At 57.5% G+C, this 17,524-nt stretch carries 15 protein-coding genes and 2 pseudogenes; 8 read left to right on the forward strand and 9 right to left on the reverse strand.

Annotated elements, in window-relative coordinates:
• The 5 genes and pseudogenes from G518_RS41425 to G518_RS0132825 form a co-directional block, all read right to left on the reverse strand.
• Positions 1-376, reverse strand: a pseudogene (locus G518_RS41425) (hypothetical protein); the annotation flags it as partial.
• A gap of 53 nt (positions 377-429) precedes the next feature.
• Positions 430-1,230 carry a hypothetical protein gene (locus tag G518_RS0132810; RefSeq protein ID WP_028606074.1) on the reverse strand — a complete coding sequence of 267 codons (801 nt, stop codon included), beginning with the start codon at positions 1,228-1,230 and terminating at the stop codon, positions 430-432.
• A gap of 452 nt (positions 1,231-1,682) precedes the next feature.
• Positions 1,683-2,582 (reverse strand): hypothetical protein, encoded by a 900-nt coding sequence (locus G518_RS41430; RefSeq protein WP_028606075.1) that lies wholly within the window; start codon positions 2,580-2,582, stop codon positions 1,683-1,685.
• A gap of 73 nt (positions 2,583-2,655) precedes the next feature.
• Positions 2,656-3,456 (reverse strand): hypothetical protein, encoded by an 801-nt coding sequence (locus G518_RS0132820; RefSeq protein ID WP_028606076.1) that lies wholly within the window; start codon positions 3,454-3,456, stop codon positions 2,656-2,658.
• A gap of 234 nt (positions 3,457-3,690) precedes the next feature.
• Positions 3,691-4,182: a flavodoxin family protein gene (locus G518_RS0132825; RefSeq protein WP_028606077.1), complete on the reverse strand. Its 492-nt coding sequence runs from the start codon at positions 4,180-4,182 to the stop codon at positions 3,691-3,693.
• A gap of 116 nt (positions 4,183-4,298) precedes the next feature.
• On the opposite strand from G518_RS0132825, the gene nirJ reads away from it, so the two are divergent.
• Positions 4,299-5,549 (forward strand): heme d1 biosynthesis radical SAM protein NirJ, encoded by a 1,251-nt coding sequence (nirJ, locus tag G518_RS0132830; RefSeq protein WP_028606078.1) that lies wholly within the window; start codon positions 4,299-4,301, stop codon positions 5,547-5,549.
• Between the two features lie 73 nt (positions 5,550-5,622).
• Positions 5,623-7,179, forward strand: a complete 1,557-nt coding sequence (locus G518_RS0132835; protein ID WP_245598240.1) for a cytochrome D1 domain-containing protein — start codon at positions 5,623-5,625, stop codon at positions 7,177-7,179.
• A gap of 54 nt (positions 7,180-7,233) precedes the next feature.
• On the opposite strand, the gene G518_RS0132840 is transcribed toward G518_RS0132835, so the two are convergent.
• Both G518_RS0132840 and G518_RS0132845 read right to left on the reverse strand, forming a co-directional pair.
• Entirely contained in the window at positions 7,234-7,932 is a 699-nt protein-coding gene (locus tag G518_RS0132840) for a Crp/Fnr family transcriptional regulator (RefSeq protein ID WP_028606080.1), read from the reverse strand.
• Positions 7,933-8,435: 503 nt separating this feature from the next.
• Positions 8,436-8,726, reverse strand: a complete 291-nt coding sequence (locus tag G518_RS0132845; RefSeq protein ID WP_156909635.1) for a putative quinol monooxygenase — start codon at positions 8,724-8,726, stop codon at positions 8,436-8,438.
• A 170-nt stretch (positions 8,727-8,896) separates the two neighbouring features.
• On the opposite strand from G518_RS0132845, the gene G518_RS0132850 reads away from it, so the two are divergent.
• The 6 genes from G518_RS0132850 (at position 8,897) to G518_RS0132875 (ending at position 14,874) form a co-directional block, all read left to right on the forward strand.
• A complete protein-coding gene (locus G518_RS0132850; protein WP_028606082.1) occupies positions 8,897-9,700 on the forward strand; it encodes an IclR family transcriptional regulator in 804 nt (267 codons plus the stop codon).
• A 128-nt stretch (positions 9,701-9,828) separates the two neighbouring features.
• Positions 9,829-11,145, forward strand: coding sequence for a fumarylacetoacetase (fahA, locus tag G518_RS0132855; protein ID WP_051237668.1), 1,317 nt, complete (start codon positions 9,829-9,831; stop codon positions 11,143-11,145).
• A gap of 35 nt (positions 11,146-11,180) precedes the next feature.
• Positions 11,181-11,972 carry an SDR family NAD(P)-dependent oxidoreductase gene (locus tag G518_RS0132860; RefSeq protein WP_051237669.1) on the forward strand — a complete coding sequence of 264 codons (792 nt, stop codon included), beginning with the start codon at positions 11,181-11,183 and terminating at the stop codon, positions 11,970-11,972.
• A 19-nt stretch (positions 11,973-11,991) separates the two neighbouring features.
• Positions 11,992-12,540 (forward strand): VOC family protein, encoded by a 549-nt coding sequence (locus G518_RS0132865; protein ID WP_028606085.1) that lies wholly within the window; start codon positions 11,992-11,994, stop codon positions 12,538-12,540.
• 92 nt (positions 12,541-12,632) lie between these two features.
• Positions 12,633-13,655 carry a Bug family tripartite tricarboxylate transporter substrate binding protein gene (locus G518_RS0132870; RefSeq protein ID WP_051237670.1) on the forward strand — a complete coding sequence of 341 codons (1,023 nt, stop codon included), beginning with the start codon at positions 12,633-12,635 and terminating at the stop codon, positions 13,653-13,655.
• Between the two features lie 52 nt (positions 13,656-13,707).
• A complete protein-coding gene (locus G518_RS0132875) occupies positions 13,708-14,874 on the forward strand; it encodes a mandelate racemase/muconate lactonizing enzyme family protein (protein WP_028606087.1) in 1,167 nt (388 codons plus the stop codon).
• 185 nt (positions 14,875-15,059) lie between these two features.
• On the opposite strand, the gene G518_RS0132880 is transcribed toward G518_RS0132875, so the two are convergent.
• A complete protein-coding gene (locus G518_RS0132880) occupies positions 15,060-15,665 on the reverse strand; it encodes a midcut-by-XrtH protein (RefSeq protein ID WP_028606088.1) in 606 nt (201 codons plus the stop codon).
• A 265-nt stretch (positions 15,666-15,930) separates the two neighbouring features.
• Positions 15,931-17,484, reverse strand: a pseudogene (paaZ, locus tag G518_RS38105) (phenylacetic acid degradation bifunctional protein PaaZ); the annotation flags it as partial.
• Positions 17,485-17,524: the final 40 nt, after the last annotated feature.

Here is a 17,524-nt window from a genome sequence, read left to right on the forward strand (position 1 = left end):
CGCCGGTGGCACCTGTGACACCCGTAGCACCTGTCGCGCCGGTGGCACCCGTAGCACCCGTAGCGCCAGTGACACCTGCGTCTCCCGTTGCACCAGTGGCACCCGTTGCTCCAGCAGGCCCTGTTGGACCCGCACCCACGGACAGTTTGCCCGTCGAATCAGTGAACACATACCCGCCCGTCGTTCCCAAGGCAGGAATCGTGACAGAACCATCATTGGCAAACCCGGTAATCACAGCACCACCAGGGGTCTTGACGGCCACGCCATTAGCACCCGACAGCGAGACCTGCGCGTGAACTGACATACCGCTCATGAGCAAGGCTGCGGCTACGGCGAGCGGACGCATGCCGCTTGTAAGGTTGAATTCTTGAGTCATGGTGATCTTCCTGGGCGGGGTTCTATGTCTGGGCGAAAAGAATGGGGGGTGCATCACGAGCGCTTCGATTTCACAAAGCGGCGCCGCAGGAATGCGGCCACGCCCATGAGAAGCGCCATCAGCGTCAGACTGGCCGTGCTGCTGGCTGGCACCGGCGCCACCATGGTCACGATGCTGGATGGGTTGCTGAACCAGTTGGCTGCAAAGCCACCACTGATCACATTGGTCTGAGTGGGTGCCAAGCGAAGACCACGTGAGGCATTCACATTACTCACACCCACCGTGGTGATGTTCTGAGTACCGCCCGGCTGCAAGCTCAGATGTGCCGTGCCACCCGACCCTTGCAAGGTGGTGTTTATTAGCGTCAGGACACCAGCCACCGTCTGTTCGGTACCGGCTGCAAAGCTCAGCGTGAGACCCGCTGAAGTGGCGCTGAAGTTGTTGAAAGGGGTATTGCCAGAAAAAGATGTGCTGGTGTTGGCACAAGCGTTGCTCGCCAGAACCGTGCTTCCTGCTCCGCTGAAAGTGCCGCTGTTCTGCCAGCTTTGCGTGAGCTCCACACTGGCTCCAGTGGCGGTCAGCGAACCGCCCGCACCAATGATCACGTTGCCTACCTTTTGAAAGGTCGCATTGCTGATGTCCAGCGTGCCATTGACCACCAGATCATCACAATCCAGATCCATGGTGATTCCGGCCAAGCTGACCGGACCATCCGCTGGCTCTATGGTGATACCCGCTGAGTGTGCCGTGGATACCGACACCAAGCCAGCCACCAGCCACGCAGCCTTTGCCTTGTGCAGCCCTCGCCACAGCGCCCTTGGCTCTCCAAGGTCTTCAAATTGCTTGTTCTGCATGTAGCGCGCACTTCCCTAGGGGTTTACAAAAAACAACTAATTGTGAGTTTTGTGTGAATTAGCGCGCAGAGTGTAAAACTATATTACAGTTTTTTCTAAGTGAAAACCCTAGTATTGGATTATTTTTTTAGACGAAATTAATGACAAATCAGCGGGGAATGCAGTTTTTTTTTGGTCTAAAACACTCCTGTGACGAGCCCCCGCCGTAAGCCGTCCGTCAGCGAGCTTTCGCACAAATCCTTCGATGCTCGACCAGAGCGGACTCGACGATACGCCGAGTCTGCGGAGTGCTCCGGATCACTTAGGGTGCTGATCTTGGGTGGCCGGTTGGCTTGCGGCCCTCACGAATGCACACGAACACCCACATCAAGAGTCACTAACCAAGCCTGCGCAACCGCTCACGAGCAATGCAGCAGAGGAAAGCAGCCCCAGGTTTTTTCAGGAAGTGCTCTTCACGGCATGGTCCCTCGCACGTGCCAGCTGATAGGGATCTGGGTAGGGAAAATCGGAATGAAGGTGGTAAAGGGTGCACTAGCCAGCGAAAACAAATCCCCCGCCAGGAAACCCACTGAACCAGAACCGGCGCAACTGGTACTCGACCCGATCATTTCGCAAGAGATGGGAGTTGTCACCCCATTCTTGAGAAGAGTGAATGTGTATCTCTGGGCGCCGATACCAGTGGAACTTCTGGGTGAACTTCCGTCAATTGACTTCACGCTCAAAGTCGTCATCGTGCCTGCTGCTGGCATAAGAAAGCCATAGCCAGGTGTGATCAGTGAGGCACTGGAAACACCGACATATTGAACTGCAACGTTAGAAAGCCTATCCCCCGAGCTACCGTACAGCGTTTGGACATTCGATCCCGAAGGTCCGACAGGCCCGGTTGGGCCAATATCGCCCTGGGGTCCCGGGGCGCCCGCTGAACCCGACTCACCGTTCATCCCAGGCGGGCCTGGGATGCCCTGTGGACCCGTTGGGCCCTGTATCCCCTGAGGACCTGTGGCACCAGTTGGCCCGATGACACCGGTCTCGCCAACGAGCCCTGTCGCCCCGGTAGCGCCTGTTGCGCCCGTCGCCCCTGTCGCACCTACGGGACCTGTGGGACCCGCACCCACCGCAAGCTTCCCTGTGGGGTCAGTGAAAACGTAGCCGCCTGTCGATCCCAAGGCTGGAATGGTCACCGAGCCATCATTGGCAAAACCGGTGATGACAGAGCCACCAGGCGTCTTGATGGAAACGCCATTGGCCCCTGACAGCGAAACCTGCGCATGAACCGCCACGCCGCTCACCAGCACAGTAGTGGCCACGGCAAGCGGGCGAAAAACGCCTTTGAAGTTGGCTTGATGAATCATGAGATCGCTCTTCCTTGACGAGGTTCTGGGTATGGGTTTGAGTCTGGATACGGCTAGAGGGGCATCTTCTATTTCAGGAACGCTTGCGCTTTTGCGCCCGACGTTTCAGGAAGGCAGTTCCACTCAAAAGAAGTGCCATCAGCGTCAGGCTGACAGCATCACTGGTTGGCACTGGCGCTATCCCGGACACCACGCTGGAAGGGTTGCTGAACCAATTGGGTGAATAGCCGTTCATGATCTGGTTCATCTGGGTGGGCGCGAGGCGCTGGCCACGCGATGCATTCACGTTGCTAACCCCAACCGCGGTGATGTTCTGCGTACCCGCCGCTTGCAAGCTCAAGAAGGCAGTGCCCCCCTGCCCTTGCAGCGTGACGTTCTGCAGAACAAGAAGGCCAGACACCGTCTGATCTGTTCCGGCCGCAAAGCCCAATGCCAGGCCGGCGGAAGTAGAGCTGAGATTATGAAAATTGGTGTTGCCGGCAAATGAGGTACTGGCATTGGCGCAAGCATTACTTGCGATGACTGAGCTTCCCGCGCCGCTGAAGCTGCCGTTGTTTTGCCAACTGTGCGTGATCTCAATGCTGGCATCAGAGGCAGTGAGCGAACCACCTGCGCCAATCACGACATTGCCCACCTTCTGCAGAGTGGCGCTACTGATGTCGAGCGTGCCGTTGACCACCAGATCATCGCAATCCAGATCCAGTGTGATGCCCGCCAGGCTCACCGGACCGTCGGCTGGTTCAATCGTAATACCTGCCGCATGCACCGTGGAGGCCCCTGCCATGCTCGCCACAAGCCAGGCAGCTATGGCGACGTGCCGCCCTCGCCACAGCGTCCTTGGCGCTCCAAGGTCTTCAGGTTGCTTGTTTTGCATGGAGCGGGCACTTCCCTATGGAGTTAACAAAAAACAACGGATATCTAGTTTTTTGTGATTTAAGGCACGAATTGTAAAACTCAACTGCAGGGTTTTAATGCGAAATAACCCTCATTTAGCGACTTTTCAAGTCAGAAACACTGGCATAAAGTATTAACTGAGCCACTTTTATTTTCAAATTACCCCTCCACCCACCCGCGTTCTAGTAATCGTGTTCGGCCACACATTCAGGATCTAAAACACTCCGGCGCCCATCCCGGCAGCAAGTCCTTCGCCCAATTGCGCGCAACGTTCCAGGTCAATCGGGCTGATGTTCTTGGGCGCCAGGATGGATTCCGGCGTTTGCGCATGGGTGCAAACAATCAAGCCAGGAGCCACCTGCCTGAGCCGCCAACCGGTGGCAATACGGTCAATCTGGCGCAGGGCGTTTTGCCCATCGCTCCCAGCACAGACCATGGCGATGTACGGGCGTCCATTGATTTTTTCCAGTGCGGGGTAATAACACCGGTCAAAAAAATCCTTCATCAAGCCGGATACCGCGCCCAAGTTTTCAGGCGTGGCGAACAAATAGCCATCTGCCCCCAGAACGTCCTGCGGCCCGGCTTCCAGTGCGGGTAAAAGTCGTACATCCACGCCCTCCTGTGCCCGCGCAGCCTGGGCTGCGGCCTCGGCCATTTGACGTGTCCCGCCTGTGAGACTGTGATAGACGATGAGCAAGGTTTTCATGAGCAGAGCCCTACAACGCAGTACTTGGAAACGACGGCAAACTTGACTCACATCATGTGCCGCGCAGGCGCACAGGCCTAGCATGGGATTCGTTTTAACACCCCAGCGATTGCCCCATGTTCCGCATCTCCCAATTCATGCACGAGCTGGCCCGCGCCGAAGCCACGGGTATGTATCCCCCGCCTCTGCGGCGCGGCACTCCCAATGCCAGCGCTCCCGGCCCGGTGGTGATCTGGAACCTGATCCGCCGCTGCAACCTAACCTGCAAGCATTGCTACGCTTTTTCGGCCGACCACGACTACCCAGATGAGCTGAGTAAGGATGAGGTGTTCGGCGTCATGGAAGACTTGAAAGCGTTTCGAGTACCGGTGCTAATCCTCTCCGGTGGCGAGCCACTGATGCGGCCTGACATCTTTGAAATCGCCGAGCGCGCCAAGGCCATGAAGTTCTATGTGGGTCTTTCCACCAATGGCACCCTTATCGATGAGCCACTGGCTCGCCGCATCCATGAAACCGGCTTCGATTACGTAGGCATCAGTCTCGACGGCATCGGCGCTACGCACGATAAATTCCGCAGGCTGCAAGGAGCGTTTGATCGCAGTCTTGCCGCCGTGCGGCATCTGCAGAAGCTCGGCACCAAGGTGGGGTTACGTTTCACCATGACAGAACTGAACGCACACGACTTGCCCAATCTGCTGGAGTTGATGCAGGTCGAAGGCGTGGACAAGTTTTACTTCTCTCACCTCAACTACGCTGGCCGCGGCAACATTCACCGAGGCAAAGACGCGCGCCACGTCGCCACCCGCCAGGCACTAGATCTACTCTACAGCACCGCCTGGGCAGATGCCCAAGCCGGCGGCCATCATGAGTACGTCACCGGAAACAATGATGCTGACGGCGTTTATCTACTGCAGTGGGTGGAGCAGCACCTACCCCGCTGGAAAGATTCTGTGCGGGAACGCCTCATCGCTTGGGGCGGAAACAGCTCGGGCGTCAATGTGGCCAATATCGACAACGTGGGCGAAGTTCATCCAGACACCATGTGGTGGCATCACGGCCTGGGCAACGTGAAGGCGCGCCCTTTCTCCGAAATCTGGATGGATACCAGCGATCCGCTGATGGCTGGCCTGAAGGCGAAGCCTCGCCGGGTCAGCGGCCGCTGCAGTGCCTGCCGGCATTTCGCCATCTGCGGCGGAAACACCCGCGTGCGAGCTCAACAAGTCACGGGCAACGCATGGGCGGAAGATCCGGGCTGCTACCTCACCGACGAGGAGATAGGCTTTGAGGGCGGACACAACAGAGTCGAAACCACTGCATTCTCCTCCCGCCGCCGGGTCATTGAACTCGTGCCATTCGGCGATGATTGATCAAATCACCATGATTGAATCCAGCAGATCCGGTTATATGCCGAGAAAGTTTTTCGTCCGAATTTTCTTGAGCATGGCCTTGGTAGGCTCCGCAGCAAATCTGGCTGCACAGCCATCACCGCAGACTGCCATCGACACCGCCAAACTCTATCAGCAGCACTGTGCCGTTTGCCATGGCGCGCAGCGTCTGGGAGGCATGGGTCCGGCCCTGCTTCCGGAGAGCCTTGCACGGCTGAAAAAAAACGCAGCGATCGCCGTCATACGCGAAGGTCGCCCCGCCACACAGATGGCCGGATTCAGTACGGAGTTGAAGGCACCGGAAATTGCAGCCTTGGCTGAATGGATCTATACCCCGGTGGTTCCCGCGCCCGCTTGGAGTGAAGCCGACATCACTGCGAGCCGCACCGAAACCTCAGGTTGGCGCGATTGGCCGGCAAGCCCTCAATGGAGCGCCGATCCCATGAACATGTTCGTGGTGGTGGAAGCAGGCGATCACCATGTGTCGCTGGTGGACGGCAACAGCTTCGAGCCCATCCACCGCTTTGCCTCGCGCTTTGCGCTGCACGGCGGCCCCAAGTTCACGCCTGAGGGCCGTTATGTGTTCTTCGGCTCCCGCGACGGCTGGATCACCAAATACGACCTGTGGAATCTAAAAACCGTTTCAGAAGTACGCGCAGGCATCAACATGCGCAACATCGCTGTGAGCGGCGACGGCAAATGGGTGATGGCAGCCAACTATCTGCCTCATACGTTGGCGCTTTTCGATGCCGATCTGAAGCTCGTTAGAACCTATACGGCCAGCACGCTGGACCACAAGCAGAGCTCACGCGTTTCGGCCGTGTACGACGCCCAACCCAGAAAAAGTTTCATCGTGGCGCTCAAGGACATTCCCGAGCTCTGGGAGATCAGCTATGACCCCGCCGCAGCGCCCATCTACGACGGTCTGGTTCATGACTACAAGATGGGTGAGGCCATTGCAAAGCCTGGCTTCCAAGGCGTGCGGCGCACGCCACTTAACGAGCCGCTGGATGATTTTTTCTTTGACCAGAGCTACACCCACGCACTGGGTGCCTCCCGGCCTCACGCCGATGGCTCTCCCAGCGGGCAAGTGGTGAATCTGGACGCGCGGCGCAAAATTGCGGAACTCCCAATAGCAGGCATGCCGCATCTTGGCTCAGGCATCACCTTCGACCATCAGGGCGCGCGTTTGCTGGCCAGCCCCAATTTGCAATCCGGCACGATCAGCGTGATCGATATGAAAACATGGAAGCTGGTGAAAGACATAGAAACACCCGGCCCTGGGTTTTTCATGCGAAGCCATGAATCAACACCCTATGCCTGGGTTGATTCAATGATGAGCCCTACAGCAAAGAACACGCTGACCATCATCGATAAGCGCACGCTCGAACCGGTGGCCAGCGTGAAAGTACCCTCTGGGAAAACGCTGGCGCACATAGAGTTCACCAAAGACGGAAAGTACGCGCTCGCAAGCCTGTGGGAAGACGATGGCGCGCTCATCATCTACGACGCAGCCACGTTCAAGGAGTTCAAGCGCCTGCCCATGCGAAAACCTGTGGGCAAGTACAACGTGTTCAACAAGATCAATCGCTCTGAGGGTACTTCGCACTAGCGCGGTGGTGGCGCCACGGGGCCAGACCATTCAGGCTCGCCCCCTCATCCATGCTCAGCGCGGCTGGTAATTCGCCAGCTTTTCCGTGTCAACGATGTGGATATCCCGCTTGTCGACCTGAATCAAACCGGCCGATTCGAGTTCATGCAATACCCTTGAGAAATACTCCGGGGTCAGGGAAAGTCTTGAAGCAATGGCAGCCTTGGCAACGGGCAAGGATACGGTGGCTGATGAAGCATCTCCATCGCTCGCCACCCTGAGATCACTCAGCAGGTATCCAATCACGCGCTGCACACCACTGTGCAGCGAATAGGCTTCTACATCCTTGATGAGCCCATGCAGCCGCCGCGAAAGCCCGGCCATCACACGCAAGGAAAACCGCCAGTCGTTTTGAATTTCCCGAACGATGACGTCTTTGTCAATGCTCAGCAGCAAAGTGTCTGAGAGCGCTTGTGCGGTGACGATATAGGGCATCTGCAGGAACATGATGGCCTCCGCAAAAGAACGCCCAGGTCCGCAAAGCTCAATGACCTTTTCCACCCCTGAAGGTGAAATGACGAACAGCTTGATTTGCCCCAATACCACCACATGAAACTCTTCACACGGCTCGCCCGCATGGAAGATGATTTTTCCGCGCTCCATCCTCCTCAGTTTGCAGCCTTCAGCCAAGCGTGCGAGCTCCGCCTCCGGCATGTCTGAAAACAGTGGTAGCGTTGCCAGATACCGGGGAAGATTGAATTTTTCTGGTGTCATGAGTTGGCAGTTCGCTGAAAAACAGATCCATTGAAACCTGTGTTGTACCGAATTGCGTTTAATCGATAAACACCGTTCGAGCTGCGCTCAGGATAGATCGAGCTTAGTGTGAACGGTTTACATAGTTGAAAACGAGCTGGAGTCAGGCAAAAAACAGGCGCAGAGATACAAGGTGGTATCTCAAGGGGTTTTCACGCCCCATACACGACACCGACTCCCGCGCAATCTTTCCAGGGAGCTTTCACTTCATGACACCCATCTCACGCCAAATAGTCTACCGCGCTTGAATGGCAGTGAGAAAGTCCTCCGCGGGGAGATTGTGAGAATTCCCGCCGGGCGGCCACTCACCAAACGGCTTCCGCTCCCTAAGCGCCAATCATCCAGGAGGCCCCTGACGACAGCCTTGCGTCAGCCGCAGGGGCGCTCAGTATCCCAACGCGGTAGAGCGATGTCTGAAACAGAACATCAGGACCGTACGCCAAGATAAGACATGAAACATGGCTTCACTCCATCGCCAGCCTCAGTGAATTCACCCGCGCTGGGCCATCTCTCAGCCCCGCCACCGCAGCCTGGAAGTCCCTGACATGCGCAGACTGGCGCTGCTGCGCAATAACGGCCTCGGAGGCGAACCGCTCTATGAGAACAAATGACCCGACTCCATTCTCTGATCGATACACCTCAAAACGCTCCACCCCCTTCAACTGAAGGCTGGCGCGAGCCAACTCCATGAGAGCCATTTCCAATGACGCATCTTGCCCAGGCAACGCCTGCATCTCCACAATCTGATCGATCACTTGAATCCCCTTAGAACGTCCTATGGACCAAGGTTCGAACGTTAACGCGCCGGAACACAACCTCAAGGGATTCAGCTAGGATGATGTCCATCTAGTGGACTCATGAATGAATAAATTGCACAACAAGCATCAATGCCTCTTCCCCGTTCGCTTGGAAGGAATGATCTGAAATGAAAGAAAGCACTGAAGGGAATTTGATTGGCACCTTGCGCCGCTCTGCGATGATTTTGCGCGCGCTCGCCGCAGACCACTACCACGGCAGAGCGCTCACAGATTTGGCTTCTGCAGTGGGTCTCCCCCACCCTACGGTGCATCGTCTGCTCGCGCAGCTCAGCGCAGAAGGCTTGGTGGTGCAGGAAATGCAGTCAAAGCGATACCGCCTTGGTCCTCTCGTTTATGAGCTTGGCCTGGCCGCCGGCAGTGGCTACGACCTGGGTCTCATATACCAACCAGCCATGCACAAGGTCTCCCGCGTCACGGGCGACACCAGCTACGTCATCATGAGGAGCGGCTTTGAGGCGGTATGCGTCGCCAGATCAGAAGGATCGCACCCTGTACGCACTCTCACACTCAACATAGGAAGCCGCAGGCCACTCGGTGTCGGCGCGGGAGGACTCGCCATTCTCGCCGCCTGCGCAGAAGATGAGGCGCGCTGGATCGTTTCCGCGACAAAAGACAAGATCCGCAGGTTCGGACGCCTCAGCATCAGCCGACAACTGAAGGCTATCGAGGAATCGAGGGTACAAGGCTATGCCACCGTGACCAACCAGGTGTCTCTTGGCGTTACTGGCGTTGGCATGGCGTTTCTTGATTCCAACGGCGCGCCACTTGGCGCCATCAGCGTGGGCGCACTGACAGATCGCCTCCCCCGCGATCGCCACGCACAAATCGCAAAGCTTCTAAAAAACGCAGTTGATGAGATCGAAGCGGGTTTAAAAGCCATGCCGACCAGGCCCTGGGCAGGCCTTTCCTGATTTCCATCAATGTCCATTGAATGGACATTGGCATGCCATAGCCTCTGGCTTACCGAATCGTTTTCTTCCAAACTCGCAGCACTGTTGCCGGGCTCCCGCAAGGCACACTGAAACGGAGAAGAGAACTGATGTTGCGCCTGAACCGGACGCATGATGCAACCGCAAGAAGTTGGCTCGCCAGCGCCAATGACGCCGCCACGGACTTTCCACTGCAAAACCTGCCGCATGGGGTATTCAGGAATGTCGGGCATGAAAACGCTCGCGGCGGCCTCGCCATTGGTGATTCAGTTCTTGACCTGCGAGCACTGATCCAATCGGAACTGCTGTACGGGGAGGCTCTCATGTATGCGGAGAAAGCAGCCCTACCCGCTTTGAACGACTTCCTGGCGTTGGGCCACATAGCGGCATCGACACTTCGCTCTGCCATCTTCGACCTGCTGCGAGACAACGCCCCCGCCGATCTCCAGGAGAGGGTACGGACATGCCTGATCCCTATGGCAGACATCAAACTCTTGCTTCCAGTAAGGGTTGGTGGATTCACTGATTTCTTCACTTCCGAACATCACGCCACCCGTGCAGGGCGTATTTCACGCCCGGAGAACCCCCTGCCCCAGGCATTTCTGCAAATGCCAATGGCTTACAACGGGCGCGCAAGTTCCATACGCACCAGCGGAACGCCCCTGAAGCGCCCGAAGGGCATCTTTGTGAAGGATGGCGAGTATGTGTATGAGCCATCGCTCTGCCTGGACTACGAACTGGAAGTAGGCTTCTTCGTGGGGCAAGGGAACGCGCTCGGTGAAACCCTTTCCTTGGACGAGGCCGAGCAACGAATTTCCGGATGCTGCCTGGTCAACGACTGGTCGACCCGGGACATTCAGCGCGCAGAAATTTTCCCGCTCGGCCCCTTTCTAGGCAAGAGCACGCTCACAAGCATTTCGCCCTGGATTGTCACGGCAGAAGCGCTGCTGCCATTCAGAACGCAAGCCGCAGCGCCAGGCCGCTACCCGGCACATCTCTCCAGCAAACGCAATGATTCCTCAGGTGCGCTAGACCTTACCTTGACCGCGCTCATGACCACCAAGAAATCGAGAGCGGAAAAACACAAGCCCGCTGTCCTCACAAGCACCAATCTTCTGAACTGCCACTGGACGCTGGCACAGATGCTCGCACACCACGCCAGCAACGGTTGCGCCATCGAGCCTGGTGACCTGATGGCATCAGGCACCACTTCAGGCCCGGAACAGCACTCTGCCGCCTGCCTTTACGAGCTTTGCATCGATCCACAACGCCAGGTGTTGCGCGCCATCTCTTTGCCCAACGGCGAATCAAGGATGTGGCTTGAGGACGGCGACGAAATCATCCTGCGTGCGCGAGCGCAGCGCGAAGGATTCGTCTCAATCGGCTTTGGCGAATGCGTGGGCCGAGTGGAACCGTGCGCGGAATGAACTGAATCCCAACCAGTAGTTAATGGAGAAAACTTATGCAAGAAACGAACACAAAAGCAGAACTCAGAGCCGGCGGCCAGGGCGTGCTGTCCTTGAAAGACAAAGTCGCAGTGGTCACAGGAGCCAGCAGTGGAATAGGCGAAGCGACAGCGCGGCGCCTTGCGGAAGCCGGCGCACGTGTGATCGTGGGCTACAACGAGGGTGAAGAGCGCGCGAGAAAAGTGCTCGCCTCCCTTCCAGGAGAGGGCCACGCCATACAAAAGATTACTTTGACAGACACGCGAACCATAGAAGCCGCTGCAGCAGCCATCAAGGCCAGCCACGGGCGTGTGGATGTGCTCGTGAACTCGGCCGGCATCGCCAAGATCATCCCGCATGCCGACGTACAGGCGTTAGATGACGCAACCTTCGACCACATCATGGTGATCAACGCCCGTGGCCCCTTTGCCGTGATCCGCACGTTTCTTCCGTTGCTGCAGGTTGGCACGGACAGCGTGATCGTTAACGTTTCGTCGATCTCGGCGTTCACAGCTCTAGGCAGCAGCATCGCCTACTGCGCTTCCAAGGCGGCCCTGGACACCATGAGCATGTCTTTGGCACGGGTGCTTGGCCCCAATATCCGGGTAGTGGGGATATCACCCGCTGCGGTGGCCACGCCTATTCTTCCGGAGCTTGGCCGAGCCCGCGTTGAGAAGCAAGCCGCGCTGACGCCACTCAAGACTGTGACCGAACCAGACGATATCGCCCTCTCCGTGATGGCCGCCGTCACGCACCTGCGGCTCATGACTGGCAGCACCATCGTGGTCGACGGTGGACGTCACCTTTAATCCTTGGACGGAGATTCTGATGCTCTGCAAACAATTCCATCATGTTGCCTACCGATGCAAAGATGCCAAGCAGACAGTTGACTTCTACACCCGCATGCTGGGGTTGAAGTTCTCCCACGTCATGGGAGCGGACCATGTTCCCTCAACCGGTCTGTACAGCCCGCACATTCACATTTTCTTCGAACTTGAAGACGGCTCCAACATCGCCTTCTTTGAATGTCCGCATGATCCTGGCGAGGTCAAGGACCTCACCAGCCCGGACTGGATCCAGCACATTGCCTTCCGGGTAGCGGATCTTCAAACATTGGAAGCAGCCAAGAAAGATCTTGAATCCAAGGGGATCAAGGTGCTGGGGCCAACGGTACACGATGACTTCGTGACATCCATCTACTTTTGGGATCCGTCCGGACATCGCCTCGAACTGACATCGGTGATGGCAGATCAGCAACGGATGAAGCGCTACGAGGAAGAGGCTCCTCGCGCGCTTGAAGTATGGAATCGCACGCACGACTGGAGCAACCGGCGAGAAGCCTTTGGAGCGGACCAGGGCTACGCCCACCGCGAATGAAAACGCCAATGTAGCGCCTAAAGCTGGAGAGGGTTTCAACCCCTTCACCCTCCGGATCCTTTCCGCAGGTGAAGGCCATCAACGCCCCACCCATGAACGAACACCGAGCGGCAAGCGTCGCACAAAAGAATGGAGACATCAACATGCGCCTGAAACTACTGAAATCTACGGCAACAGCCCTCATCATGTGGGCAGCAGCTACCGGAGCCTCGTTCTCGCAAACCTGGCCCGCCAAGCCCATAGAACTGGTTCACGGCTTCGCCGCTGGTGGCCAGGCCGACATCGTCGCCAGGTTGATTGCGCAGGGTTTGACCGAGCGCTTGAAGTCACCGGTCGTGGTGGTATCAAGAAGCGGCGCTGGTGGCAACCTGGCTAGTGAATCGGTCACCAGGGCTACGCCAGATGGCCATACGCTAATTTTGCTCACCGGTGGCCACGCGGTCTCCGCCGCGCTCTACAAGAATCTCAAGTTTGATCCGGTCAAGGACTTCGCGTTCGTTTCACCGATCTCGATTAACCCGTTCGTTTTGGTCGTCCGTAAGGACAGCGCCATTACGGACATCGCTTCCTTGATCGCAGCGGCGAAGAAACAACCGGGACGAATCACCTACAGCTCCGTTGGAATCGGATCCACGCAACATCTGGTGGGCGAACTATTCGCGAGCAGCACGGACACCCAGTTGACGCATGTCCCGTACCGAGGTGGCGGCGCACCTATGGCAGACCTGCTGGGAGGGCAGATTGACCTGAACATCGACTCAATCGCAGCCACGCGTAGCGCCATAGAGTCAGGGCGCGCTCGCGCCATTGGCATCACAAGCGCTGACAAATGGCCCACTTTGCCGTCGATTGAACCGGTGTCTGCAGTTCAACCTGGCTTCGCGGTCACCTCATGGATTGGCATAGCCGCCCCGGCTGCGACGCCTCAGCCGATTGTCAGCAGGCTGAACACGGAGCTGCAATCTCTACTGGCTGATCAACAGTTCCAGCAACGCCTTCTGGACAACGGTTCACGCGTCAATCCTGGCTCCCCGGAGGACCTTCGCCGTCTCGTAACCTCCGAGATCGATCGTTGGACCAAGGTCATCAGCAAGGCTGGCATTGAGCGCAACTGAAGCTCAAATGAAACTCAATCAGGCGCGACCTTTTTTTCTGGATGGCAAGAGGATGCACAAGATTTCGTCGGTTGAGGCACTGCATATTGGGCAATTCCTCTATGCCCGCATCAGGACCGAAGCCGGATATACAGGCTACGGTGAGGCGGGCTCCTGGGGCCACATAGAAGCGGCCAAGGCTGCCTTGGAGAAATTCGGCCACTACCTCGTCGGCAAGGACGCGAACCAGATTGAGTACCACTGGAACGTGATGCAACGCTTCTCGCATTTCCGCGGAACAGCGGTTAACGCGGCCGTGTCCGCCATAGACATTGCACTTTGGGACCTGCTGGGAAAGCGCCTGCAAACTCCAGTCTGGCAATTGCTAGGCGGTCAGTACCGAAACAAGCTGCGTGTCTATGGGCATGTGTATGCCGAATCGCTTGAAGAAGTTCTGAAGGAATGCCGCAGGCTGCGCGCCGAAGGCTTCACTGCAGTCGGGCATATCAACCCATTTTTGGATGAGCCTGAGGGAGAAACCTATTTCCGATCGCACGTTGGAAAGCTGAGCGACGCCAAAGAACGGGTGATGGCATTTCGTGAAGCCGTGGGGCCTGATGTCGACCTGCTGATCGAGATGCACAGACGCCTGAATCCCGCTGAAGCCATAGCGATAGGCAATTTATTGGAACCTGCCGCGCCCATGTGGCTGGAAGACCCTCTGCGTCCTGAGTTCTACGCGCAAACCACCACCGTAGGGCAATCCATTTCGGTGCCCATAGCGACCGGCGAGCGCTTTTCCACACCGGCAGAGTTTCAGATGCAACTGGCTGGCGGGGGTGTTCGCTATGCGAGGGTCTCGGTCTGTGTGTGCGGCGGCATTACGGGTGCAAGAAAAGTGGCCGCCCTGGCTGAAGCGCAGAACATTGACATTGCCCCGCACAATCCACTATCGCCCATCAGCCTCGCAGCTTGCATGCAAGTCGCCGCAAGCAGCCCCAATTTTGCGATTCAGGAGTACCCCACTGGCTTCGAGAATCTGGTTTTGAAATCAGGCAAAACTCTTCTTGGCGCCGACCTTGTAGACCACTACCCTGTACCCGAATCGGGGTTCATTACGGTGAGCGACCGCCCTGGAATTGGAATAGAGTTGAGAGAAAACGCCCAATCATCCCGGCCCCCCATTTTCAGGCCGGTGTCCATGCGCATGAGCGCAGATGGCGCCCCGTTGGACCAATAGCTCAAAGGCTATTGGTGATGAAAGAGCACGGAGGGCATGTGCTCCGACATGGGAGGTGTCGTAGCATCCCCCCCAGTGGAATAGACCGCTCAGGCGAGTAAATCGCAACCAAGGTTTGAGACGGTCCCGACGAATTCCGTTGCCAAAGCGAAGAAACTCATCCTGGGAACGCCTGACTCAGGACACTAGCCTCCGCACTCAGGCCCCTCACAACCACCTCCAGGCTGACCACCACCGCCTCCTGGGCTACCCGCTTCAACGCAAGCCTCGAGCGCGACAATACAGCCCGCGGAGGGTGCAAGTGATTGGCCGATTTGGCACGTACTACCCGCCGCAACCTGACCTCCGGAGGCTATGAGGCTTGAGATCTTCAGCGGTACAGTGGTGGTGTTGGTCAATGTGGTGCTGAGGGCAGTAATCGGGACACTGCCACCTGTCGCACTGGACATGCTAGCCGCGGCTGCCATCGCTTGATTGATCACCAAGCCACCGCTACCTGCCGCCAGTACAAACGCCAAGCCAAACAGCACTGCCCAATGTTTCGCGCTGCCACCGAGGCGCACCCGACGAACTCCCATGAATCCCAACATCGAGGCCAGGATCAGCAAACCCCAGAAGGTAAAAGATGGCACTGCCGCTGGAGGAAGGATTGGGACAGGAATGGGTGCGTATGCGAGGGTGGCGTTGCACAAGAGAGGCACTTGGGCCTGCGCCGCACAAGTGAAGACGGCAAGGGAAGCCGTCGCTAACCAACGGGTTCCGCGGCTGTGCCGGCGGGTGCTTATCAGCATGGTGTTCTCTCCATTTTTGGGACAGTCGTGAGTGATTTACTTCAACAACTGACAACAAGTCTAGAAAGAGCGCAATAAGCCAGGAAGCGTAGTTCCCGTCAAAAATCCGTCAAAAACTCGATTTTTGTGCATTTTTCCACACCCACGTGCATCTTCCGGAGGCGAGCAGAACTACGGAATTCTCAGGGGTCGGGCGCGAGACTCTCAACCGTGCAAGCGCCCCACTCCTCGGGACGCTCGCTTATCGCTGGAAATTTCAGGCTGTTTCGCCTGTAATGGCCGCTAGCATGGCAGGTGAGCCTTGCACGGCGGCGCGTTGCATCATGTGCTTGACCGCACGCAGGCCGCCTAACTCCTCACCACCGCCCGCGCGGCCAGGGCCACCGTGCTTGAGGAAAGGCAATGCGGAACCGTGGCCGGTAGATTCAGGTGCAGCGGCACGGTCAAGGATCTGCAAGCGACCATGCAACATGGCCATTTGCGGAATGACCTTGGCAGCCACTTCAGCGCTCTTGGTGACCAATGTACCGGCCAGGCTGCCCTTGCCCTTTGCTGCCAGAGCAACGGCTTCTTCTATCCCGCCGCTGTAACTCATGAGGGTGCTGACGGGCCCAAAAGCCTCAACGTCATGGGCTGCGTGGTTGGAAGAGTCGCGAGCCAGGAGCAGCGTAGGTTGGAAGAAAGCGCCGTTCTCGGCGCCCTCGCCCACCGGAGCAAAACCTTCCGCACCACCGAACACCACTTCAGCCCCTTGACGCAATGTATCTACGCGGTCGCCCACGTCTTTTTGCTGCGATTTAGATGCCAGCGCACCCATGCGAACGTTCTCAAGCCGTGGATCGCCCACCGTGGTCTTGGCCAGACGATCCTTGAGCTTGGCTGCCACCGCATCAACATGCTGTGAAGGCACAATCGCCCGGCGGATGGCCGTGCATTTTTGACCCGCCTTTTGTGTCATCTCACGGGCAACTTCTTTAACGAGGAGATCAAACTCTTCGTCATCGGGCGTGACGTCAGGCGCCAGGATGGCACAGTTCAGCGAATCAGCTTCGGCGTTGAAGGGAATGCTGTTCTTGATGATGTTGGGCGACACACGCAACTTGGCAGCCGTGTCCGCTGAGCCGGTGAAGGTCACTACATCGGACACATCCAGCCTATCCAGCAGATCACCCGTGCCGCCAATCACAAGCTGCAAGGAGCCTTCCGGCAAGATGCCAGAGTCATTGATAAGGCGAACCAGCTTTTCTGTGAGGAAGCTGGTGGCAGTGGCCGGCTTTCCAATGCTGGGCATACCAGCGAGGAACGTGGGCGCAAATTTCTCCAGCAGTCCCCACACGGGGAAATTGAAGGCATTGATGTGCACCGCCACCCCACCACGCGGCACGAGGACGTGCGTGCCGGCGTAGGCGCCTGTCTTGCCCAGAGACATTTGCTGGCCCTCGTGCCAGAGGTTTCCGCTACGAGGCAACTCCTTGGCCATGCTGGCATAGGCGAACAGAGTGCCCGTGCCGCCTTCTATGTCTACCCAACCGTCTGTGCGGGTAGCGCCGGTGTGAACGGAAAGCTCATACATTTCTTCCTTGCGCTCTCCCAGGTACTTGGCGAGCGCTTTCAGCGCCGCAGCGCGCTGTTGAAAATCCATGGCCATCAGGGCCGGTAAACCCACCTTGCGAGCATGTTCGAGTGCTTCGGCGAAATCGATGGCTTCAGCATGGGTGTGGGCGATCACGCCGTTGTCGATGGCGCTACGCAGAACCTGCGCAGGTTCTGCGCCAATCCAGCGGCCGGCAATGTAGCTTTGAAGTTGAGGCGTTGTCATGGGAGTATTCCGGGAAAATTGAAAGAAATGAGGCCGTCCT

It is taken from the genome of Ottowia thiooxydans DSM 14619, from assembly GCF_000422885.1.
In the GTDB taxonomy this organism is placed as follows: domain Bacteria; phylum Pseudomonadota; class Gammaproteobacteria; order Burkholderiales; family Burkholderiaceae_C; genus Ottowia; species Ottowia thiooxydans.